Consider the following 20,134-nt stretch of genomic DNA (forward strand, 5'->3'; position numbering starts at 1 on the left):
GGGCGTCCGGGAGTGCGGATCAGGCGCTGCGCTGCTGCTTCAGCAGATCGCGGATCTCGGCGAGGAGCTCGCCCTCGGTGGCCTCTGCGGCTTCCTCGGCGATCGGGTTCTTGGCGGCCTTGCGCGCCTTGTAGGCGTTCATGGGCATCACGAAGGCGAGGTAGACGACGACCGCGACGGCGAGGAAGCTGATGATCGCCGTGATGAGGTCGCCGAGCGGGAACGTCACCTTCTGGCCGTAGATGCCGGTGATGGTCGGGCCGAACTTGCCCGCGGCGTCGGCCTCGAAGAACAGGGCGACCAGCGGGTTGATGATGCTGGCGACCACCGCGTTGACGATCGCGGTGAACGCACCGCCGATGACCACGGCGACGGCGAGGTCGATGACGTTGCCTTTGAGAATGAACTCTTTGAATCCCTGGATCACAGAAACTCCCCCAAACAGATCGAGGACCTCAGGACGAGGCCGGAGCCGAGGCGGGCGCCTTTTTGGCTCCTGTCGACGATTCCGTCTTCGATGATGCCGAAGCATCCGTCGATCCGCCAGTCTTCGCCCGCGAGTCGGTCCGATAGAAGCCGGAGCCGTTGAAGGTCACACCGATCGATCCGTACTGCTTCCGCAGCGCTCCTCCGCACTCGGGGCAGACGGTGAGGGCGTCGTCGGCGAAGCTCTGGACAGCGTCGAACTGGTGGCCGCACGACGTGCAGGCATAGGCGTAGGTGGGCATAGGAGTCCTCGGGGGGTCAGTGTCGCGCAGGCGACAGGATCAGGGTCTGCGTCGGGGTCACGACGCCGGTCACCGGCTGGTCGTGCACCTCGCTGGGCAGAGAGTCGAGTACCTCGGAATCATAGATCACCGCGTAGACGGGAGGGCACTTCTCCATGGATCCGATGGTCTTGTCGAAGTAGCCGCGGCCCCACCCCATGCGCATTCCCGTGCGATCGACGGCCGCAGCGGGGATGATCATGAGGTCGACGTCGTTCACGGCCATCGGGCTGAGCACATCACCCGTAGGCTCGGGCAGTCCGTGCAAGCCCTCGGCGATCTCGCCGTCGTCGGTCGCGACGGCCCAGTCGAGGAGGCCGTCCGCCCGGGTGACGGGAAGCAGGACGCGGATGCCGCGTCGCACCGCACGGGTCACGAAGTCGCGTGTGCCCGGTTCGGTCGTCGTCGACAGGAAGCACGAGATCGATCGGGCGCCGAGAGAATCGACCAGGTCGTCCAGACGTGCGCCGATGGCGGCCGCGGCGGTCTCGCGTTGAGCGTCGCTCAGCAGCTGCCGGCGTTCGCGCAGCTCGGCGCGCAGCGCCCGTTTCGCGTGCTCGACGTCGTTCGACATGGTTCCGAGTCTACGGGGGAGCCGCGCACTAGGCTGAGTTCATGGGTGTGCACCGTATCAAGGCCGTGATTCCCGCCGCAGGTCTCGGCACGAGGTTTCTTCCTGCCACGAAGGCGATGCCCAAGGAGATGCTCCCTGTCGTCGACAAGCCCGCCATCCAGTACGTGGTCGAAGAGGCGGTGGATGCCGGCATCCACGACATCCTGGTGATCCTCGGCCGCAACAAGAACGCGATCTCGAACCACTTCGACGCGGTGCCCGAGCTCGAGGTGAAGCTCATGGAGAAGGGCGACACCGGTCGGCTCGAGCGGGTCGTCAAATCAAGTGATCTCGCCGACATCCACTTCGTCCGCCAGGGCGAGCCCAAGGGACTCGGCCACGCCGTGCTGCGGGCGAAGGCGCACGTCGGCGACGGCTCCTTCGCGGTGCTGCTCGGCGACGACCTGATCGACGAGCGCGATCCGCTGCTCACCGAGATGATCGAGGTGCACGAGCAGACCGGCGCTGCGGTGATCGCCCTCATGGAGGTCGATCCCTCCAGCATCCAGATGTACGGCGCCGCGGCCGTGCAGCCGATCGACGGATCGGACGCCGTGCGCGTGACCGGTCTTGTCGAAAAGCCCGCACCCGAAGACGCGCCATCCAACCTCGCCATCATCGGCCGATACCTGCTGCCGTCGGCGATCTTCGACGTGCTCGAGCAGACCGGCCCCGGCAAGGGCGGCGAGATCCAGTTGACCGACGCCCTGCAGGTGCTGGCCGCAGACGAGAACGGCCCCGGCGTGGTCGGCGTGATCTTCCGCGGGCGCCGCTACGACACCGGCGACCGCGTCGACTACATCAAGGCGATCGTGCAGCTGGCGGCCGACCGCGACGATCTCGGCCCTGAGCTGCGCCCCTGGCTGAAGGAGTTCGCGGAACGCCTCTAGGCGGACGCGGGCGTCGGAGTCGCGGCGATGGATCAGACGGGAATGAGACACGGGCCGATCGAGCTGCGGCTCGTGCGCACACGCGATGCGCGCGCCCTCCAGCACGAGCTTCTCGCGAATCGCTCCTGGTTGCAGCCGTGGGAGGCCACGGTTCCGTACGGCACGGTCTCGTTCGACATGAGGCTCAGCATCCGTCGCCTCCTGCAGCAGTACCGTGACGGCGTCGGCTACCCCTTCGTGATGGAGTACGACGGCGAGGTGGCCGGTCAGCTCAATGTGTGGGGCGTGGCGCGCGGATCCCTGTGCTCGGCGACGATCGGGTACTGGGTCAGTGAACGTTTCGCCGGCAAGGGGATCACCCCGACCGCCGTAGCCCTCGCGACCGACGCCTGCTTCGTGGAGTACGGCCTGCACCGCATGGAGATCTGCATCCGGCCCGAGAACGCGGCGAGTCTGCGCATCGTGCAGAAGCTCGGGTTCCGATACGAGGGTCTGCGGCGACGGTACATCCACATCGACGGCGACTGGCGCGATCACTACGCCTTCGCGCTGACCAAGGAGGAAGTCCCTCAGGGCGTGCTGGCGCGTTGGCTCGCGGGGCAGGTTCCGCCTGATGCGGCGACCGTGCCTCCGGCGGACCGGCTCGCGATCTAGACGCCGGGGATCAGGGCGTGGGCGATCGAGAAGATCGTCAGACCTGCCAGAGCTCCCACGATCGTGCCGTTCAGGCGGATGTACTGCAGGTCGCGTCCGACCATGAGCTCGATCTTCTCAGTGGTCTCGGCCGGGTCCCAGCGCTCCACCGTGTCGGTGATGATCGACGCGATGTCGTGGCGGTAGCGGTCGACCACGAAGACCGCGGCATCAGACACCCACGTGTCGACGCGATGCTGCAGTGCGGAATCCGTCGTGAGCCGCTCGCCGACCTCCTGCAGAGCCTGGGCGATGCGCCTGCGCAGACCGCTGTCGCGGTCGGCGAGAGCGGCGAGCAGTCCGTTCTTCGCCGTGTTCCACGCTTCGGCGGCGAGGGCGCCGACACGAGGGCTGTCGAACAGCGTGGACTTGGCATTCTCGAGCTTCGCCCGTGTGGCTGGGTCGTGCTGCAGATTGTCGGCCAGGCGTGCGAGGTAGCCGTCGATCGCAAGGCGTGCAGGGTGCTGCGGGTCGCCCTGCACAGCGTGGATGAAGCGCACGGCCTCGTTGTAGGCGGTGTCGTCGACGAATCGGTGGGCGAGCTTGGGCACCCATGACGGCAGGCGACGGGAGATGAGGCCGTTGAACGCCACGGCGTTGGCATCCAACCAGGTCGCGATGCTGTCGACGGCGAGATCGACGGCGCCGTGGTGGGCGTCGGCCTGCACGATCCGCTCGAGCCAGACACCCGCAGGAGTGCCCCACTCGGGGTCGACGAGGTGCTCGCGTGCGAGGTCGGTGATGAGGTCGCGCACATCGTCGTCGCTCAGAGCGTTGAGAATCGCGGTCGCGATCGCGGCTCCTTCGTTTCCGACTCGCTCGGCATGAACGGGCTGCGCCAGCCACTCGCCGGCACGCTGGGCGATCGGCGTGCTCGAGAGCTTCGTGCGCACGACCGACGCCTCGAGGAAGTTGGTCTCCACGAACTCGCCGAGCGTGCGGCCGATCTCGTCCTTGCGCGTCGGAATGATCGCGGTGTGCGGGATCGGGATGCCGAGCGGATGCCGGAACAGCGCCGTGACCGCGAACCAGTCGGCCAGAGCGCCGACCATGCCGCCCTCGGCCGCAGCGCGGACGTAGGCCAGCCATTCGACGCGCTGCTGCAGGGCGAACGCGATCACGAAGGCGAGGGCCATGAAGATCAGTGCGCCGAGGGCCACGGCCTTCATGCGCTGCAGGGCGCGTCGGCGCTCCTGATCGGCGGGGGAGAGCAGCGTCGTCGGCGTTCGCGGCATGGGGACATCCTTTCATGCGCAGGACTACGCTCGATCTCGTGATCGAAGACATCAAGAAGCGCGCCCTGCACCGCACCAGCATCCTCGAAGGTCAGATGCGCGGTGTCGCGCGGATGATCGAGAACGAGGAGTACTGCATGGACATCATCACGCAGTCCCGCGCGATCCAGCGTTCGCTGGAGTCACTGAACCGCCTGCTGCTCGAGAATCACCTGCGCACGCATGTCACGCACATGTTCGAAGAGGGCGGCGACGAGCGCGACAAGGCCGTCGTCGAACTGCTCAAGGCATTCGACTTCGACTCGAAGTAGCCGCGCTCCCCGCCCCGCCTACTTCGTGCCGTCGAAGACCTCGTCCTCCATCGCGTCGTAGCCCTCGACCTGCGGATCTCCGTGCGTGCCACCGGAGAGCGCGTACTCCTCTTCCGGAGAGAGCACCAGACGGTGCCGGAAGAACAGCCCGAACCCGACCAGGATCACCGCGTAGACGATCGCGATCGCGATGATCGCCGGGCCGAACGTCGGATTCAGCAGGAAGCCGAGGAAGATGAGGGCGGCGATCACCAGCGCGACGGCCGCGCCGGGGATGCCCCACGGGCTGCGGTAGGGACGGTCGGCGTTCGGGTACTTCCGGCGCAGGATCATGAACGAGACCAGCTGGAGGGCGTACGCGACCACGGCGCCCCACACCGCGATGTTCAGCACGATCGCTCCGGCGACGGATCCCGCGCCCTCAGCGTCGAGCGCTGCCAGCACGTCGAGCACGATCAGGGCGATGAACCCGATCGCAGCCCCGACCACGAGCGCGACCCACGGGGTCTGCCTCTTGCCGGTCAGCGAGAGGAAGCGCGGGTAGTACCCGGCGCGGGAGAGCGAGTACATGTTGCGGCCGTAGGCGAACATGATGCCCTGCAGGGAGGCGAGCAGGCCGATCAGTGCGAACAGTGCGAGCACGGCGGCGAGCTGGTCGCCGACGATCGCGCGGAATCCGTCGAGCAGGGGCTCGCCCGCGACGCCCGTGGCCTCCGCGCCCAGGATGCCGGTGTTGAGGAACAGCACGAGCAGTCCGGTGACGATCAGCGTGGCGCGAGCCCAGAGCCCGGCGCGCGGGATGTCGCGGACAGGATCGTGCGACTCCTCGGCGGCCAGCGGCAGCTCTTCGATGCCGAGGAAGAACCACATCGCGAACGGCAGTGCGAACAGGATCGGCAGCACACCGTGCGGCAGGAAGGCGGACTGACCCTCATCGGGGACGATGTCCCACAGCGCGTCCCAGCTGAAGGCGCCGGAGAAGGCCGCCATGGCGGAGAACACCAGGATGATGGCGATCGAGATCACCGAGACGATGATCGCGAAGCGGAAGGAGATCGCGGCGCCCGCCGAGTTCAGGGCGATGAAGACGATGTAGAGGATGAGGTACCACACCCACCCCGGCAACTCGATTCCGAGCAGCTCGCTCGTGATCCCGTTGGCGTAGGACGCGGAGAAGTACACGATCACCGCCGTGGTCGCGACGTACTCGATCGTCTCGGCGGCTCCCGTGACGAGACCGCCCCAGGGACCCATCGCCGAGCGGGCGAAGGAATAGGCGCCGCCGGTGTGCGGCATCGCCGAGGCCATCTCCCCGATCGAGAAGATCATGCCGTAGTACATGATCACGAGGATCGCGAACGCGATCAGCATCCCGCCGAATCCGGCGAAGTCGATACCGAAGTTCCATCCCGAGAAGTCGCCGGAGATGACGGCGGCCACGGCGAGGCCCCACAAACCCCAGACACCCGCCGACCGTTTCAGCGTTCGTTTCTCGAAGTACCCACTACCCGCACGTGTATAGGTCGCTCCGGCAACCTTGCGCGACTCGCCATTCTGCTCAGACATCCGCTCTCCGTTCGCATGCTTGCAGGCGCCGGGTGCACCTTGGGCATGATTGTGACAGTCAATGGTGGTTTCGTCTACCTTTAAACCTCAAGGTGTTCTACTCTGAGGGCGAAGCCGGTCAGCCGATCGCTTCACCGCATGAGAACGGGAGCGAGAGATGTCGGGAAACCTGAGCGTCGAACAGCTGGATGCCGGCATCGCCGCCGGCGAGATCGATACCGTGATCGTGGCGTTCGCCGACGCGCAGGGGCGACTGGTCGGCAAGCGCGTGTCGGCGCGGCTGTTCCAGGAGGACATCCTGCACCACGGTGCGGAGGCTTGCGACTACCTGCTGTCGGTCGACGTGGACATGAACACCGTCGACGGCTATGCGATGTCGGGCTGGGATCGCGGGTACGGCGACATGGTGCTGCGCCCGGATGCCGCGACGCTGCGCCGGATGCCGTGGCTGCCTGGCACCGCGCTCGTCATGGCCGATCTCGTCTGGCAGAACGGCGAACCCGTCGGTCCCTCTCCGCGCGCGATTCTCGATCGGCAGCGCGATCGGCTCGCCGAGCGCGGGTGGACCGCGTTCTCCGGCACCGAGCTCGAGTTCATCGTGTTCGAGAACACCTATCGCGACGCGTGGGCACGACGATACGAGGGCTTGACCCCCGCGACCGACTACAACGTCGACTACAACCTGCAGGCCTCCACACGCATGGAGCCGCTGCTGCGCGACATTCGCAACGGCATGGACGGTGCAGGCATGTACTGCGAGGGCGTCAAGGGCGAGTGCAACCTCGGTCAGCAGGAGATCGCGTTCCGCTACGCAGAGGTGCGCGAGACCGCCGATCAACACGCGATCTACAAGAACGGCGCGAAGGAGATCGCGGAGCAGCACGGCAAGGCGCTGACGTTCATGGCGAAGTTCAACGAGCGAGAGGGCAACAGCTGCCACATCCATCTCTCCCTGCGCGCCGATGACGGCACACCGGTCATGTCGGGAGACGGCGAGCACGGCTTCAGCCCGATGATGCGGCACTGGATCGCCGGCATCCTCGCGACGCTGCGCGAATTCACCCTCCTCTATGCACCGAACATCAACTCCTACAAGCGGTTCGCGAAAGGCAGCTTCGCCCCGACCGGTGTGGCCTGGGGCATCGACAACCGCACCTGCGCGCTGCGCGTGATCGGCCAGGGATCGGCGCTTCGTGTCGAGAACCGGGTGCCGGGCGGCGACGTCAACCCGTACCTCGGCATCTCGGCGATCATCGCCGGCGGTCTGCACGGCATCGAGAACGAGCTGCCCCTGCCGGAGCGGTTCACCGGCAACGCCTACGAGGCCGGAGTCGATCACCTGCCGACGACGCTGCGAGAAGCCGCGCGCTTGTTCAGCGAGTCGACGATCGCACGGGCGGCGTTCGGCGACGACGTCGTGGACCACTACCTCAACCAGGCGCGTATCGAACTCGAGGCTTATGACGCCGCCGTCACCGACTGGGAGCGCATCCGTGGTTTCGAACGACTCTGAGCGTGCGCCGCTCATCGGCGTCACCACGTACCTGGAGCGCGCGCAGCAGGGCGTCTGGGATGTGCGGGCCGCGTTCCTCCCTGAGCAGTACCTCACATCGGTGACCTCCTGCGGAGGAGTCGCGTTGCTGCTTCCGCCGCAGGATCCGGATGCCGCGGACGCGGCGATCGCGGGGATGGACGGTCTGATCCTCACCGGCGGCGCCGATGTCGCGCCCGAGCTGTACGGCGAGCAGCGGCATCCGCTGACCGACCCCGCACGCACCGACCGCGACGCGTGGGAGCTCGCCCTGTTCCGCGCGGCTGAGCGGCGGCGCATGCCTGTGCTGGCGATCTGCCGGGGACTGCAGCTCGTCAACGTCGCCCGCGGGGGAAGCCTGCAGCAGCACCTGCCGGACTCGCTCGGCACAGAGAGGTACCGCGTCGGCGGAGGCGTCTTCGCCGAGAACGAGGTGGCGGTCGCCCGCGACACCGCGCTCGCCGGCATGCTCGGTGAAGGCGATGTGCGCGTGCACAGCTACCACCACCAGGGCATCGATCGCCTCGGCGACGGCCTCGTCGCGGCCGCGCACTCCGACGACGGGCTGGTGCAGGCCATCGTCGACACCGCCGACGGCCACGTCGTCGGCGTCCAGTGGCACCCAGAGGAGAACGCTCAGGACCGGCGGCTCTTCGAGGATCTCGTCTCCCAGGCCCGCGTGTTCGCCGGTCGGGCATCGACCCCGCAGCAGAAGGAGGACGCCCGATGAGCGCGTTCACAGTCATCAACCCGTCGACCGGGTCGGCGATCCGCGAGATCGCCCGTGCCGACATCGGTGAGACGGATGCCGCGATCGCCCGCGCCGTCTCGGCGCAGCGCCGCTGGGCGGCGCTCGCACCCGTCGCGAGGGCCGATGCCCTCCGCGCCTTCGCACGCGTCGTCGAAGCAGCGGCGGAGGAGCTGGCGCAACTCGAGGTTCTGAACTCCGGGCATCCGATCGGCTCCGCCCGCTGGGAGGCGGCGCACGTCGCACAGGTGCTCAACTACTACTCCGCCGACCCCGAGCGTCTCTCCGGGCGGCAGATCCCGGTGGCCGGCGGCCTCGACGTCACCTTCCACGATCCGTACGGGGTCGTCGGCGTGATCGTCCCATGGAACTTCCCGATGACGATCGCGGCGTGGGCGTTCGCGCCGGCGCTCGCCGCGGGCAACGCCGTGGTGCTCAAGCCCGCCGAGCTGACTCCGCTGACCGCGATGCGCCTGGGAGAGCTGGCTCGTGAAGCGGGGCTCCCCGAAGGGCTCTTCGAGGTCGTGACCGGTTCGGGCTCGGTCGTCGGTCAGCGCCTCGTCGATCATCCCGACGTGCGCAAGGTCGTCTTCACGGGATCGACGGAGGTCGGCGTCGAGGTCGCGGCCGGATGCGCCCGCGCGCTCAAGCCGGTCACGCTCGAGCTCGGCGGCAAGAGCGCGAACGTGGTGTTCGCTGATGCTGATCTCGAGCGCGCGGCTGCGGCGGTCCCCGGCTCCGTGTTCGACAACGCCGGCCAGGACTGCTGCGCGCGCAGCCGCCTGCTGGTGGAGAGGTCGGTGTACGACCGCTTCCTCGAACTGCTCGAGCCCGCCGTGGCGGCGTGGCGGGTCGGCGACCCGTCCAGCGCCGACACCGACATGGGCCCGCTCATCTCGGCAGGGCACCGCGACACGGTGTCGTCGTTCCTCGACGGGGCAGACGTCGCGTTCCGCGGCTCCGCGCCCGTCGGTGACGGCTTCTGGTTCGCACCGGCCGTCGTGCTCGCCGACCCCGCCGACAGGATCGCCCAGCAGGAGGTCTTCGGACCGGTGGTCGCGGTCATGCCGTTCGAAGACGAGGCCGACGCGATCCGCCTGGCGAACGACACGATCTACGGTCTCGCCGGATCCGTCTGGACGGAGAATCTCGGCCGCGCTGTGCGCGTCGCCCGCGGCGTGCACAGCGGCGTGCTGTCGGTGAACTCGCACTCCTCAGTGCGCTACGCGACCCCGTTCGGCGGCATGAAGGCCTCCGGTCTCGGCCGCGAGCTCGGACCGGATGCCGCCGAGCACTTCACCGAGACCAAGAACGTCTTCTTCGCGACAGACGCGCTCTGACCACTACGCCTCTGACCACCATGCCTCCCACACCCGAGAAGAGAGAATGAGACCATGACGATCGACCTGACCCAGCGACTCAAGGACCGCGTCGCGATCATCACCGGCGGCGCCAGTGGCATCGGCTTCGCCACGGCGAAGCGATTCGCCGCGGAAGGGGCGTTCGTCGTCATCGCCGATGTGGACCCCCTCACCGGGGAGGCAGCGGCGGCTGAGGTCGGTGGAGCCTTCCGCTCCGTCGACGTCGCCGACGAAGCGAAGGTCGACACCCTGTTCGACGGTGTCGCGGCCGAGTTCGGCCGCATCGACATCGCGTTCAACAACGCGGGAATCTCGCCCGCCGACGACGATTCGATCGAGACGACCGAGCTGCCGGCCTGGGACCGTGTGCAGGACGTGAATCTCAAGAGCGTGTACCTGTGCAGCCGGGCGGCACTGCGCCACATGGTGCCTGCGGGGCGCGGCTCGATCATCAACACGGCCTCCTTCGTGGCGCTTCTGGGCTCGGCGACGTCGCAGATCAGCTACACCGCATCGAAAGGCGGCGTGCTCGCGATGTCGCGCGAACTCGGCGTCCAGTTCGCTCGTCAGGGTGTGCGCGTCAACGCGCTGTGTCCTGGTCCTGTGAACACTCCCTTGTTGCAGGAGCTGTTCGCCAAGGATCCGGAGCGCGCTCAGCGGCGCCTCGTGCACGTACCGATGGGGCGCTTCGCGGAGCCGGAGGAGCTCGCCGCGGCCGTGGCGTTCCTGGCCTCCGACGACTCGTCGTTCATCACCGCCAGCGCCTTCGTGGTCGACGGCGGCATCACGAACGCTTACGTCACTCCGCTGTGAGCGACACTCCTCCGGCGGCGGATCCGGGCGATCTCGTGGAGGTGCGCCGGGCGGTCTACCGACCGCTCAGACGCGGCAACGCCCTCGAAGATGCGGTCGCCCGGCTCGTGCAGACGATCCGACTCGGCGTCGTCGCGCCGGGGGAGTCGCTGCCGCCGGAGCGCGAACTGGCGGCATCCTTCGGCGTGAGCCGCGACACCGTGCGCGAGGCGATCCGAGAACTCGCCGACACGGGGTATCTGCTGCCGCGACGAGGCCGATACGGCGGCACATTCGTCGCCGATCCGCTCCCGCAGCCCGAGGCCGCACCTGACGTGTCTCCCGAAGAGCTCGACGACGTGCTCGGGCTGCGAAGGGTGCTCGAGTGCGGCGCCGTGCGCGCGGCCGCCGGAAGATCGCTCGATGCCGCGACCCGTGCCGACCTCTGGGCGAGGCACGAAGCGGCCCTCCCGGCCGGGCCCGAGGCGTATCGGCGGCTGGACACTCTGCTGCATCTCGCCATCGCGGAGGCAGCAGGCATCCCGTCGCTCGTCGCGCTGGTGGCCGAGAATCGCGCAGAGGTCAACACCTGGCTGGACACGTTCCCGCTGATGCCGCGCAACATCCAGCACTCCGGAGAACAGCACGAGCGCATCATCACCGCGATCCTCGCGGGCCGCGTCGACGTCGCCGAGGCCGCGATGCGCGATCATCTCGCGGGTTCCGAGGCGCTGCTGCGCGGCTTCCTGGTGTGACCCGATGAGCGGAGGCAGGCCCAGGAATCCGAAGCCGGATTCCTGGGCCTGCCCGATCGCCTGACGCGTTCGATCAGCGCGCGGTAGCCTCGTCCGCGACGCTGAGCGCCTCGTCGATCGCGGAAAGACCGCGTACCAGCTCATCCTCGGCGATCACGAGCGGGGGAGCGACGTGCACACGGTTGAAGTGCGTGAACGGCCAGACCCCCGCCTTCTTCGCCGCGGCGGCGAAGGCGCCCATCGGTGCGGCCTCCGCTCCCGAAGCGTTGAAGGGCACGAGCGGCTCTCGGGTCTCCTTGTCGCGCACCAGCTCGATCGCCCAGAACAGGCCGCGTCCGCGGACCTCGCCGACCGAAGGGTGCTTCTCGGCCCAGGAACGGAGAGTCGGCTCCACCACGCGGGAGCCGAGGTCGCGCACGCGCTCCAGGATGCCGTCGCGGCGGAACACCTCGAAGGTGGCGACGCCGGCCGCGCAGGCGAGAGGGTGGCCGGAGTACGTGAGCCCGCCCGCGAACGGCACGGTGTCGAACGCGCTCGCGATGCGGTCGCTGATCACGACTCCGCCAAGCGGGACATAGCCGGAGTTCACACCCTTCGCGAACGTGATGAGGTCGGGCTTCGCATCGAAGGCGCCGATGCCGAACCATTCGCCCAGACGACCGAAGCCGACCATGACCTCGTCGGCGATGTACACGATGCCGTAGCGGTCGCACAGCTCGCGCACGCCCTGAAGATAGCCGGGCGGCGGGATCAGCACGCCGTTGGTGCCGACGACGGTCTCGATGATGATCGCGGCGATCGTCTGCGGCCCCTCGAGCTGGATGGTCTGCTCGAGATGGGCGAGCGCGCGCTCGGATTCCTGCTCGAGCGTCTCGGAGTGGAACGGCGAGCGGTACAGATACGGTCCGAAGAAGCGCACGGCGCCGGTGTCGACGGTGTCGTTCGCCCAGCGGCGTGGGTCGCCGGTCAGCGAGATCGCAGTCGCGGTGGAGCCGTGGTAGCTGCGGTACATCGAGAGCACCTTGCGACGGCCCGTGGACTGCCGTGCCATGCGCACCGCGTACTCGTTCGCCTCGGCGCCGCCGTTGGTGAAGAACACCTTCTCCATGCCGTCGGGAGCGACCTCGGCGATCAGCCGGGCCAGCTCGCCGCGGACGTCGTTCGCGACCGACGGCTGGATGGTCGCGAGGCGACCGGCCTGCTGCTGGATCGCCGCGACCAGGTCGGGATGCTGGTGCCCGAGGTTCAGGTTCACCAGCTGGCTGGAGAAGTCGAGGTAGGCGTTGCCGGCATAGTCCCAGAACGTGGAGCCTTCACCCGCGGCGACGGGCATCGGGTCGATCAGGCCCTGCGCACTCCAGGAGTGGAAGACGTGCCCTCGGTCGTCGGCGCGGACCTGTGCCTCGGCCTCGGCGGCCGGGAGGGCATGCTCGACGCCCTGCCTGTCGGTGTAGTTGGTCATGAGTGCATCCGCTCAGTGGTTGCTGGGAAAGCCCAGATCGATCTGCGAAGGGGTGTGGTCGGGCCAGCGTGTGGTGACGACCTTGGAGCGGGTGTAGAAGTGGACGGATTCGGGGCCGTAGATGTGCGAGTCTCCGAACAGCGAGTCCTTCCATCCGCCGAAGGAGTAGGAACCGATCGGCACCGGGATCGGCACGTTGACCCCGACCATGCCGACCTCGATGTCGAACTCGTACTGCCGGGCCGTCCCGCCGTCCCGCGTGAAGATCGCGGTGCCGTTGCCGAAGGCGTTCGAGTTCACCAGCTCGACGGCGTCGGTGTAGCTCTCGACGCGGACGACCGAGAGCACCGGACCGAAGATCTCGTCCTCGTACACTTTCATGCCGGGGCGGACGTCGTCGATCAGGCTGACACCGATGAAGAAGCCGTCGCTGTCGAACTGCTGCTCCGTGCCGTCGACGACGACCGTCGCGCCCTCGGCGGCCGCTCCGGTGACGTAGGAGGCGACGCGGTCGCGATGCTCGCGTGTGATGAGCGGACCCATCTCGCTCGCGGCATCCGTCCCCGCGCCGATCGTGAGGCCCTCGATGCGCGAGGAGATCGCCGCGATCAGGTCGTCGGCGATGTCGCCGACCGCGACGAGCACCGAGACGGCCATGCAGCGCTCTCCCGCGGAGCCGTAGGCGGCCGAGATCGCGGCGTCCGCGGCGGCGTCGATGTCGGCATCCGGCATCACGACCATGTGGTTCTTGGCGCCGCCGAGCGCCTGGACACGCTTGCCGTTCGTGGAGGCGCGCTGGTAGATGGAGCGGGCGATCGGCGTCGAGCCGACGAAGCTGATCGCGTTCACACGCGGCGAGTCGAGCAGGGCGTCGACGGCCTCCTTGTCGCCCTGGACGACGTTGAGCACACCCGCGGGAAGACCTGCCTCCAGGAACAGCTTGGCCAGCCAGACCGCGGCGGACGGGTCCTTCTCACTGGGCTTGAGGACGACGGTGTTGCCGCAGGCGATCGCGGAGGCGACCATCCACAGCGGCACCATCACCGGGAAGTTGAAGGGGGTGATCGCGGCGACGACGCCCACCGGCTGCTTGACCGAGTGCACATCGACGCCGCGCGAGACCTGCTCGCTGCGCTCGCCCTTGAGCAAGTGCACGAGCCCCGCCGCGAACTCGACGTTCTCGATGCCGCGGGAGACCTCGCCGGCGGCATCCGACAGGACCTTGCCGTGCTCGCTGGTCACGATCGCCGCGAGTTCGGGCGTGCGCTCCTTGAGCAGCTGGCGCAGGCGGAAGAACACGTCGGCCCGCTTGATGAGGCTCGTCTCACGCCACGCGGGAAGCGCCGCGGCCGCGGCGGCGATCGCCTGCTCGACCTCGGCGGTGGATGCGAGGGCGACTTCACGGGCGACCATGCCGGTCGCGGGATCGAACACCTGCCCGGTGCGACCGGACTGGGCGGTCTCGACTCCGTTGATGACGTGACGGACGATGTCCACGATGCTCCTTCAAAATTCGATCCGAACACTCTGACCGAGGTTCGATACTCTGATTGTTCTCAATGATCACAGACTGAAGTGAGGCTGACGGGTGTCAGAACGTCGGGAGTTCGGGCAGAATCGGACAGATCGTATGGCCGGGGCGGACGCACTGCTCACGGTCGCCGACGCGCTCGCCGAGCCGGCGCTCGCAGCCGGTGTCCCCGAGGTGATCGTGGGCGGCGACGCGCTCGACGCGGAAGTGCGCTGGGTGCACGCCTCCGACAGTGCCGGAGTGGCCCGCCTCCTCGACGGCGGCGAACTGCTGCTGAGCACGGGCGCAGGATGGCCGGTCGACCCTGTCGCTCTGCGCGACTTCGCCCAACGTCTGCACGGTGCCGGGGTGGCCGGGGTCGTGATCGAGCTCGGCACGGCGCTCGAGGCGCTCCCGGATGCGTTCGCCCAGACCTGTGCTGATCTCGGTGTCGCCCTGATCGCCCTGAACAGGGAGGTGAAGTTCGTCGCCGTGACCGAGGCCGTGCACAGAGCGCTGCTCACCGCCCACACCCGCGCCCTGCGCGAGCGGCAGCATCTGCATGAACTCTTCACCGCCCTGAGCCTGCAGGGAGCGCCGGCGGATGTCGTCGTCGCCGAGACCGCTCGTGCGATCGGTGCGCCGGTGGTCCTGCAGAACCTGGCGCATGAGGTGATCGCGATCGAGAATCTGCGTGTTCCGGTCGCCGAGGCTCTCGGGCGCCTGGGCGAGGCCGACCGGGTGCCGGTGCAGGCCCGCGGGGTGCGGTGGGGGACGCTGTCTGCCCTTGCGGGACCTGCTCATCCCGCGGGCAGGATCACGGTCCTCGAGCAGGGGGCGACGGCTCTGGCCTTCGGCTGCCTTGCCGACGGAGGAGACGGGGAGTGGTCTCTGCTCGCGCAGGGCGGCATGATCCGTGATCTGCTCGGGGCGCGTTTCGCGAGCCCTGATGATGTTCTGGGGCGGCTGGCGGCGGGCGGCTTCGCCCTCGCCGGCCGCAGCTGCCACGGTCTCGTGATCCGCGGGGAGATCTCGCCGGGTGAGCTCGCGGAGCGCTCCGCCACCCACGGATGCGCGGTGGTCGCGGCGACCGTGGACGGCGACGGTGTCGTGCTGCTGTCGGCGCCCGCATCGGGCGTGCTCAGCGATGCCCAGGTCGCGAGCATCGTGGGCCCGGGTCGCACGGTCTTCCTGGGCCCGGCGGCCGACGACGTGCTCGGTCTGCTCGCTTCGCTCCGCGCCGCGCGCGAGCTGGCGGCGGGTGACCCCTCCGACGTGGGGCCGCGGATCAGGCGCGTCGAGGATCGTCCGCTCGAGCGGCTGGTCGCCTCACTGCGCGACGACCATCGCCTGCACGAGCACAGCGAGCGGATGCTGACGCCCCTGATCTCGTACGACCGGGAGCGCCGCGGAGACCTGATCGACGTGCTCGGCGCGCTCGTCGCGCATCCGGGAAACCGCTCGGCGGCGGCGTCCGCGAGCCATCTGTCGCGCTCCGTGTTCTATCAGCGCCTGGCGTTGATCGGCGATCTTCTGGACGTCGACCTCGACGACGGCGAGGCTCTCGCCGCGCTCCACCTGGCGCTCCTGGTCAGGCGGAGCGCCACGAACGGCTAGCGCTGCACGCGGACGTCAGGAATTGAGTGGACCGAGCCAGGCGCTCGCCGCCGTCGCATGCGCCGACTCCGGGTCGGACGGGTGGAAGGCGCCGGCGAGCACGTCGCGGTACAGACGCGACAGCTCGTTCGCCGAGAAATACGATCCGCCCCCGGCGGAGAGCATCGCCTGGTCCACGACGTGCTTCGCCATCGTGATGGCGCGGTGCTTGACGCCCGAGAGCAGGGTGAACCAGCGCGCGCCGTTGTCTGACATCTCGTCGACGTCGCGTGCGAGCGCGGTGATCTGGGCGGGCAACGCGTCGTAGGCGAGCGCCATGTCGGCGATCCGCCAGCGGATGTCGGGATCCTGGCTGTACGGGAGTCCGGTCTTCTTCGAGGTGCGCTTCTGCACCGTGAGGACTGCGAGGTCGAGCGCGCGACGGGCGATGCCGGTGTAGACCGAGGCGAGCAGGATCTCGAACACGCTGAAGATGCCGAACACGATCGGATCGGGGTTGGGCCCCGGATCGATGCGACGAACGATATGTGCGGCATCCGCCACGGCGCCGTCGAGCCGCGTCGTGCGAGACTGCGTCGCCCGCATGCCGAGAGTGTCCCAGTCGTCGCCGGTCTCGACGGCATCCGTCCGCTCCACGAAGGCGAAGACGAGCTTCGGGGCGTCGGGGCTGGTCGTGTCGAGTCCGTGCAGGCCGAGTTTCGTCCAGACGGGGGCGAGCGAGGTGAAGATCTTGGTGCCGGTGAACGCGTAGCCGCCGTCGCCGGTCGGCACGGCCGCGGTGTCGCTGCCGAACAGCACCAGGTCGTTTCCGCCCTCGCTGATGCCGAAGGCGAACACCTCGCCTGCTACTGCGCCGTCCTGCACGAACTCGAGGCCCGAAACACCGCGGTCGGAGAAGACCTTGGCGACTCCGGTCCAGACGAGGTGCATGTTGATCGCCAGCGCGGTCGCCGGCGCGGCCGTGGCGAGGCGCTGCTGCAGGATCGCAGCCTCCTCGAGCCCGAGCCCTGCCCCGCCGCGCTCCGTCGGAACCAGGATCGACAGATACCCGGCGTCGCGGAGCTCATCCAGATCCTGCTGGGGGAAGGTGTTCTCGCGGTCGTGGATCGGGGCGCGATCGCGGATGCGCTCGAGCAGATCGTCGGGCAGGAACGAGGTGGGATCGAAATCGCTCATGACAGGGCCTCCAGCAGGTGACGGATGAACTCATCAGGCCGGTCCCGATGCACGGAATGACCCGCTCCCTCGACCACACTCATCGTGAGGCGCGGGTTCGTGTCGAGCACCTCGGCCGCAGACTCTCCCGTGAACAGGCTGAAGATCGCAGGATCGGCCCCGATCACATGAGTGGGGACGGTGAGCCGCGCGGCCTCGGCCCGTACGTCCCACTGCTGATTCTGCGCGCTCGTCTGCTCGACAGCCCAGCGGCTCGCTCGATGCACGGCATCCACTTTGAGCTCGATGTCCTGCGGATGCCAGTGCGGGTGCTCTTCGCGCACGACCTCGACGCGGTTGTCGTCGAAGGCCCGCTGCTGGCTCTTGCGGATCGCCTTCGCATCGCGCCCTTCGAGCACGATCGCGGGATCGATGAGCACGAGCCTCCTGGTCCAGTCGGGGACGGATACCGCGGCGACCGTGCTGGACGCCCCTCCCAGCGAGTGTCCGATCACGGCGTCCCAGCGGCCGTCGCTCTCGGGCAGGGTTGCCGCGAGATCAGCTCCGTAGGCCGCGACCGTGTAGTCGAGCGCGCGCGGGGCGTCGCCGTGACCGCGCAGATCGACGGCCGTCGCATGCCATCCGGCGTTCGCGAGCGCGTCTCCGAGACGCCACATCAGTGCGGCGGAGGAGCCGAGGCCGTGCACGAGGAGCGCTCGTCGGGCGGATGCGGGGTCGCCCCAGGAGAGGCGGGGGAGCGTCAGCGGCGCAGGCATGTGCCCAGCCTATGACGGGGTCACCGCGAGCGGCTCGGTGTCGGGCGCGGGGCTGGCGTCGCGACCTCGGAGATCGGGGAATGCGCGCACGAACACGATCGAGACGATCAGGCCGACGGCCGCGAACAGGGTCGCTGCGAGGTAGGCTCCCCGCCAGTCTCCGACCTCGACGAGGAATCCGGCCACAGCCGATCCGGCCGCGGCGCCGATGAGCTGCCCGGTGCCCGCCCAGCCGAACGCCTCGGCGGTCTCGCTGAACTTCACGCTCGCCGAGGTGATCGCGAAGAGCACGGCGAGTGCAGGGGCGATCCCGATGCCCGCGAGCACGAGCGTGCCGCCCAGCCAGTACGCGTTCAGCATCACCATGGTCAGGGCGAGTCCGATCGTCACGATCGTCAGCCGCCGTGCCATCGCCCACGGCCCGATCGGGATGTGCCCGAAAGCGAGGCCGCCCGCCAGGCTGCCAACGGAGAAGACCGCGAGCACGAGGCCGGCTGCGAGGCTGCCGTGCTCGAACGAGGCGACGACGCCGACCTCGACGGCCGCGCAGGCGCCGATGAGGAGGAATCCGATCACCGTCGCGAGCATCACCGGAGGCTTGAGGACGACCTTGCCGAGAGCGTTGCGGCTGCGCGGGATGCGCACCCTGCCCACCTCGGGGGAGAGGATGAACCACGCCCCGCCCGCGGCGAGGATGATGGCGACCAGCAGGAGGCCCTCCACCGTACCGATCTGCGTGGAGACGAGCGTGATCAGCACGGGCGCGAGGATCCAGATGATCTCCTGCAGCGAGGCGTCGAGTGAGAAGAGAGGGGTGAGCTGCGAGGAGGTCACGAGCTTGGGGTAGATGGTGCGCACTGCGGCCTGGATCGGCGGGGTCGACAGACCCGCGACGCAGCCCAGGATCATGTAGCCGGGCACCGTGAGGGGCAGCAGGGCGAGGCCGAGCACGGCGACCATGCAGACGCTGAGGGTGAGCGTCAGCACGCGACGCATGCCCCAGACGCCCATCCAGCGGCTCGTGAGCGGGCCGGCTACAGCCTGCCCCACGCTGGTCGCGGCGAGCACGAGACCCGCTGCCGCATACGATCCGGTCTGCTGCTCGACGTGCAGCAGGATGGCGAGCGAGCTCATCCCGTTGGGGAACCGCGCGGTCAGCTGTGCGGCGATCATGCGCCCCACACCGGGCGTGCGAAGAAGCTCTCTGTATCCCGCCACCACACCACGCTACCGGGGGTCGGGGACGCGGGTCGAGACGGGGCGCGGGCGACACGCCGCGACACGCCGAGGTGTTCTTTCCACAGAAAATCCGATGTCGGATGCCCGGCGTAACGTGCCGCCTGTGGATGGTTCTCACGGGGGTGGTTTCGAGCCGCGTGATTCCGCGTTTCGACGGTCTGTTCGACCCCCGTCGACCTGTGGAAGAAACGGTGGAGAACCTGTGTTGTATCAGTGGAGAACGGTGGAAAACTACACGGATGTAACTACTACCCCTTGTGGTCGCTTCCAATGTCCGCACCTATATGTAGTATTGAAGTCCCGGCGGGGGTCTGCCGGAGAAAGTCGCTCGATCAAGGGATCGAGCCAGAGATTTGAGGGGAAATCACGATGTCGATCACGGTCTACACGAAGCCTTCCTGCGTTCAGTGCAACGCCACCTATCGCGCGCTGGATGCCCAGGGCATCGAGTACGAGATCCACGACCTGTCGGAGGACCCGACGGCCCTCGAGCAGGTCAAGGCGCTCGGTTACATGCAGGCACCGGTCGTCGTCACCGACGAGGACCACTGGTCGGGCTTCCGTCCCGACAAGATCGCCGAACTGGCGTCCCGTCTGGCGTAGTTCGACACGCTCACCAACCCAAGCCCTTCGACAGGCTCAGGAACCCAAGGAGAGAGCTATGAGCGCCGTCGCGACCGCAGCGCCGCTCCTGGTCTACTTCTCGAGCGTGTCGGGCAACACCGCGCGCTTCGTCGAGAAACTCGGGCTTCCGGCCCATCGCATCCCGCTCCGCTCTCAGGAAGGGCCCCTCGTCATCGACGAGCCCTTCGTGCTCGTCACCCCTACCTACGGCGGGGGTGAAGGTCGTGGCGTCGAACGAGGCGCCGTGCCCAAGCAGGTGATCCGGTTCCTCAACGACGAGAACAACCGGCGCAACCTCCGCGGGGTCATCTCCGCGGGCAACACCAACTTCGGCGAGTCGTTCTGTCTCGCCGGTGACATCATCAGCCGCAAGTGCCACGTGCCTCACTTGTATCGGCTCGAGATCTTCGGCACACAAGACGATGTCGATCGCGTGACCGACGGATTGGAAAGACGGTGGCAGCTTCAGTGACCGAGACGGTGGCGTTC

Annotated in this window: 21 protein-coding genes; 11 read left to right on the plus strand and 10 right to left on the minus strand. The window is 68.2% G+C overall.

The features are described 5' to 3' along the window. Positions 1-19: 19 nt before the first annotated feature. The 3 genes from mscL to ACI3KT_RS07765 are packed head-to-tail and all read right to left on the minus strand — an operon-like array spanning position 20 to position 1,341. Positions 20-427 carry a large conductance mechanosensitive channel protein MscL gene (gene mscL / locus ACI3KT_RS07755; RefSeq protein WP_292906359.1) on the minus strand — a complete coding sequence of 136 codons (408 nt, stop codon included), beginning with the start codon at positions 425-427 and terminating at the stop codon, positions 20-22. Between the two features lie 28 nt (positions 428-455). Next, positions 456-728, minus strand: coding sequence for an FmdB family zinc ribbon protein (locus ACI3KT_RS07760; protein WP_292906357.1), 273 nt, complete (start codon positions 726-728; stop codon positions 456-458). Positions 729-744: 16 nt separating this feature from the next. After that, positions 745-1,341 (minus strand): 5-formyltetrahydrofolate cyclo-ligase, encoded by a 597-nt coding sequence (locus tag ACI3KT_RS07765; RefSeq protein WP_292906355.1) that lies wholly within the window; start codon positions 1,339-1,341, stop codon positions 745-747. A 41-nt stretch (positions 1,342-1,382) separates the two neighbouring features. Here ACI3KT_RS07765 and galU point away from each other — a divergent pair, with 41 nt between their 5' ends. After that, positions 1,383-2,270: a UTP--glucose-1-phosphate uridylyltransferase GalU gene (gene galU, locus ACI3KT_RS07770; protein WP_292906353.1), complete on the plus strand. Its 888-nt coding sequence runs from the start codon at positions 1,383-1,385 to the stop codon at positions 2,268-2,270. A 42-nt stretch (positions 2,271-2,312) separates the two neighbouring features. Further along, on the plus strand, positions 2,313-2,924 hold the full coding sequence (locus ACI3KT_RS07775) for a GNAT family N-acetyltransferase (RefSeq protein WP_292906351.1): 612 nt from the start codon (positions 2,313-2,315) through the stop codon (positions 2,922-2,924). Here the strand turns inward: ACI3KT_RS07775 and ACI3KT_RS07780 are convergent. Continuing rightward, positions 2,921-4,198 carry a DUF445 domain-containing protein gene (locus ACI3KT_RS07780; protein WP_404903458.1) on the minus strand — a complete coding sequence of 426 codons (1,278 nt, stop codon included), beginning with the start codon at positions 4,196-4,198 and terminating at the stop codon, positions 2,921-2,923. The genes ACI3KT_RS07775 and ACI3KT_RS07780 overlap by 4 nt on opposite strands. 38 nt (positions 4,199-4,236) lie before the next feature. On the opposite strand from ACI3KT_RS07780, the gene ACI3KT_RS07785 reads away from it, so the two are divergent. Continuing rightward, on the plus strand, positions 4,237-4,509 hold the full coding sequence (locus ACI3KT_RS07785) for a metal-sensitive transcriptional regulator (protein WP_067201624.1): 273 nt from the start codon (positions 4,237-4,239) through the stop codon (positions 4,507-4,509). Positions 4,510-4,527: 18 nt separating this feature from the next. Here the strand turns inward: ACI3KT_RS07785 and ACI3KT_RS07790 are convergent, their stop codons facing one another. Beyond that, the gene (locus ACI3KT_RS07790) at positions 4,528-6,075 is read right to left on the minus strand and encodes an amino acid permease (RefSeq protein WP_292906345.1); all 1,548 of its coding nucleotides are present in this window, start codon (positions 6,073-6,075) and stop codon (positions 4,528-4,530) included. Between the two features lie 157 nt (positions 6,076-6,232). Between ACI3KT_RS07790 and ACI3KT_RS07795 the strand changes: the two genes are divergently transcribed. The 5 genes from ACI3KT_RS07795 to ACI3KT_RS07815 are packed head-to-tail and all read left to right on the plus strand — an operon-like array spanning position 6,233 to position 11,262. After that, complete coding sequence (locus ACI3KT_RS07795; protein WP_404903460.1) at positions 6,233-7,588, plus strand: glutamine synthetase family protein; 1,356 nt, start codon at positions 6,233-6,235, stop codon at positions 7,586-7,588. Next, entirely contained in the window at positions 7,569-8,336 is a 768-nt protein-coding gene (locus ACI3KT_RS07800) for a gamma-glutamyl-gamma-aminobutyrate hydrolase family protein (protein WP_404903462.1), read from the plus strand. Before ACI3KT_RS07795 ends, ACI3KT_RS07800 begins: the two co-directional genes overlap by 20 nt. Then, positions 8,333-9,694: an aldehyde dehydrogenase gene (locus ACI3KT_RS07805; protein WP_307298273.1), complete on the plus strand. Its 1,362-nt coding sequence runs from the start codon at positions 8,333-8,335 to the stop codon at positions 9,692-9,694. Before ACI3KT_RS07800 ends, ACI3KT_RS07805 begins: the two co-directional genes overlap by 4 nt. A 54-nt stretch (positions 9,695-9,748) precedes the next feature. After that, the gene (locus ACI3KT_RS07810; protein ID WP_307298271.1) at positions 9,749-10,528 is read left to right on the plus strand and encodes a 3-oxoacyl-ACP reductase; all 780 of its coding nucleotides are present in this window, start codon (positions 9,749-9,751) and stop codon (positions 10,526-10,528) included. Further along, complete coding sequence (locus ACI3KT_RS07815) at positions 10,525-11,262, plus strand: FadR/GntR family transcriptional regulator (RefSeq protein WP_292906335.1); 738 nt, start codon at positions 10,525-10,527, stop codon at positions 11,260-11,262. Before ACI3KT_RS07810 ends, ACI3KT_RS07815 begins: the two co-directional genes overlap by 4 nt. Before the next feature lie 73 nt (positions 11,263-11,335). Here the strand turns inward: ACI3KT_RS07815 and ACI3KT_RS07820 are convergent, their stop codons facing one another. Both ACI3KT_RS07820 and ACI3KT_RS07825 read right to left on the minus strand, forming a co-directional pair. Then, a complete protein-coding gene (locus ACI3KT_RS07820) occupies positions 11,336-12,724 on the minus strand; it encodes an aspartate aminotransferase family protein (protein WP_404903464.1) in 1,389 nt (462 codons plus the stop codon). A 12-nt stretch (positions 12,725-12,736) separates the two neighbouring features. After that, positions 12,737-14,221: a CoA-acylating methylmalonate-semialdehyde dehydrogenase gene (locus ACI3KT_RS07825; RefSeq protein ID WP_404903466.1), complete on the minus strand. Its 1,485-nt coding sequence runs from the start codon at positions 14,219-14,221 to the stop codon at positions 12,737-12,739. Between the two features lie 133 nt (positions 14,222-14,354). Here ACI3KT_RS07825 and ACI3KT_RS07830 point away from each other — a divergent pair, with 133 nt between their 5' ends. Beyond that, a complete protein-coding gene (locus ACI3KT_RS07830) occupies positions 14,355-15,851 on the plus strand; it encodes a PucR family transcriptional regulator ligand-binding domain-containing protein (protein ID WP_404903467.1) in 1,497 nt (498 codons plus the stop codon). A gap of 15 nt (positions 15,852-15,866) precedes the next feature. Here the strand turns inward: ACI3KT_RS07830 and ACI3KT_RS07835 are convergent, their stop codons facing one another. The 3 genes from ACI3KT_RS07835 to ACI3KT_RS07845 are packed head-to-tail and all read right to left on the minus strand — an operon-like array spanning position 15,867 to position 19,000. Further along, positions 15,867-17,027 (minus strand): acyl-CoA dehydrogenase family protein, encoded by a 1,161-nt coding sequence (locus ACI3KT_RS07835; RefSeq protein WP_404903468.1) that lies wholly within the window; start codon positions 17,025-17,027, stop codon positions 15,867-15,869. Beyond that, positions 17,024-17,782, minus strand: coding sequence for an alpha/beta fold hydrolase (locus ACI3KT_RS07840; RefSeq protein ID WP_404903469.1), 759 nt, complete (start codon positions 17,780-17,782; stop codon positions 17,024-17,026). The genes ACI3KT_RS07835 and ACI3KT_RS07840 overlap by 4 nt, the downstream gene beginning before the upstream one ends. A 9-nt stretch (positions 17,783-17,791) precedes the next feature. Further along, positions 17,792-19,000, minus strand: coding sequence for an MFS transporter (locus ACI3KT_RS07845; protein WP_404903471.1), 1,209 nt, complete (start codon positions 18,998-19,000; stop codon positions 17,792-17,794). A gap of 390 nt (positions 19,001-19,390) precedes the next feature. Here ACI3KT_RS07845 and nrdH point away from each other — a divergent pair, with 390 nt between their 5' ends. Next, on the plus strand, positions 19,391-19,624 hold the full coding sequence (gene nrdH, locus ACI3KT_RS07850) for a glutaredoxin-like protein NrdH (protein WP_292906321.1): 234 nt from the start codon (positions 19,391-19,393) through the stop codon (positions 19,622-19,624). Between the two features lie 58 nt (positions 19,625-19,682). Further along, positions 19,683-20,117, plus strand: coding sequence for a class Ib ribonucleoside-diphosphate reductase assembly flavoprotein NrdI (nrdI, locus tag ACI3KT_RS07855; protein ID WP_307298257.1), 435 nt, complete (start codon positions 19,683-19,685; stop codon positions 20,115-20,117). Positions 20,118-20,134 lie beyond the last annotated feature (17 nt).

This window comes from Microbacterium sp. ZW T6_19, from assembly GCF_044987465.1.
GTDB lineage: Bacteria > Actinomycetota > Actinomycetes > Actinomycetales > Microbacteriaceae > Microbacterium > Microbacterium natoriense_A.

Bases quoted from the DNA above. Each gene is read 5' to 3' on its own strand.
- nrdH (WP_292906321.1), top strand. From the start codon at position 19,391: ATGTCGATCACGGTCTACACGAAGCCTTCCTGCGTTCAGTGCAACGCC.
- galU (WP_292906353.1), top strand. From the start codon at position 1,383: ATGGGTGTGCACCGTATCAAGGCCGTGATTCCCGCCGCAGGTCTCGGC.
- ACI3KT_RS07840 (WP_404903469.1), bottom strand. From the start codon at position 17,782: ATGCCTGCGCCGCTGACGCTCCCCCGCCTCTCCTGGGGCGACCCCGCA.
- ACI3KT_RS07775 (WP_292906351.1), top strand. From the start codon at position 2,313: ATGAGACACGGGCCGATCGAGCTGCGGCTCGTGCGCACACGCGATGCG.
- ACI3KT_RS07795 (WP_404903460.1), top strand. From the start codon at position 6,233: ATGTCGGGAAACCTGAGCGTCGAACAGCTGGATGCCGGCATCGCCGCC.
- ACI3KT_RS07810 (WP_307298271.1), top strand. From the start codon at position 9,749: ATGACGATCGACCTGACCCAGCGACTCAAGGACCGCGTCGCGATCATC.
- ACI3KT_RS07780 (WP_404903458.1), bottom strand. From the start codon at position 4,198: ATGCCGCGAACGCCGACGACGCTGCTCTCCCCCGCCGATCAGGAGCGC.
- nrdI (WP_307298257.1), top strand. From the start codon at position 19,683: ATGAGCGCCGTCGCGACCGCAGCGCCGCTCCTGGTCTACTTCTCGAGC.
- ACI3KT_RS07830 (WP_404903467.1), top strand. From the start codon at position 14,355: ATGGCCGGGGCGGACGCACTGCTCACGGTCGCCGACGCGCTCGCCGAG.
- ACI3KT_RS07760 (WP_292906357.1), bottom strand. From the start codon at position 728: ATGCCCACCTACGCCTATGCCTGCACGTCGTGCGGCCACCAGTTCGAC.
- ACI3KT_RS07765 (WP_292906355.1), bottom strand. From the start codon at position 1,341: ATGTCGAACGACGTCGAGCACGCGAAACGGGCGCTGCGCGCCGAGCTG.
- ACI3KT_RS07835 (WP_404903468.1), bottom strand. From the start codon at position 17,027: ATGAGCGATTTCGATCCCACCTCGTTCCTGCCCGACGATCTGCTCGAG.
- ACI3KT_RS07820 (WP_404903464.1), bottom strand. From the start codon at position 12,724: ATGACCAACTACACCGACAGGCAGGGCGTCGAGCATGCCCTCCCGGCC.
- ACI3KT_RS07790 (WP_292906345.1), bottom strand. From the start codon at position 6,075: ATGTCTGAGCAGAATGGCGAGTCGCGCAAGGTTGCCGGAGCGACCTAT.
- ACI3KT_RS07805 (WP_307298273.1), top strand. From the start codon at position 8,333: ATGAGCGCGTTCACAGTCATCAACCCGTCGACCGGGTCGGCGATCCGC.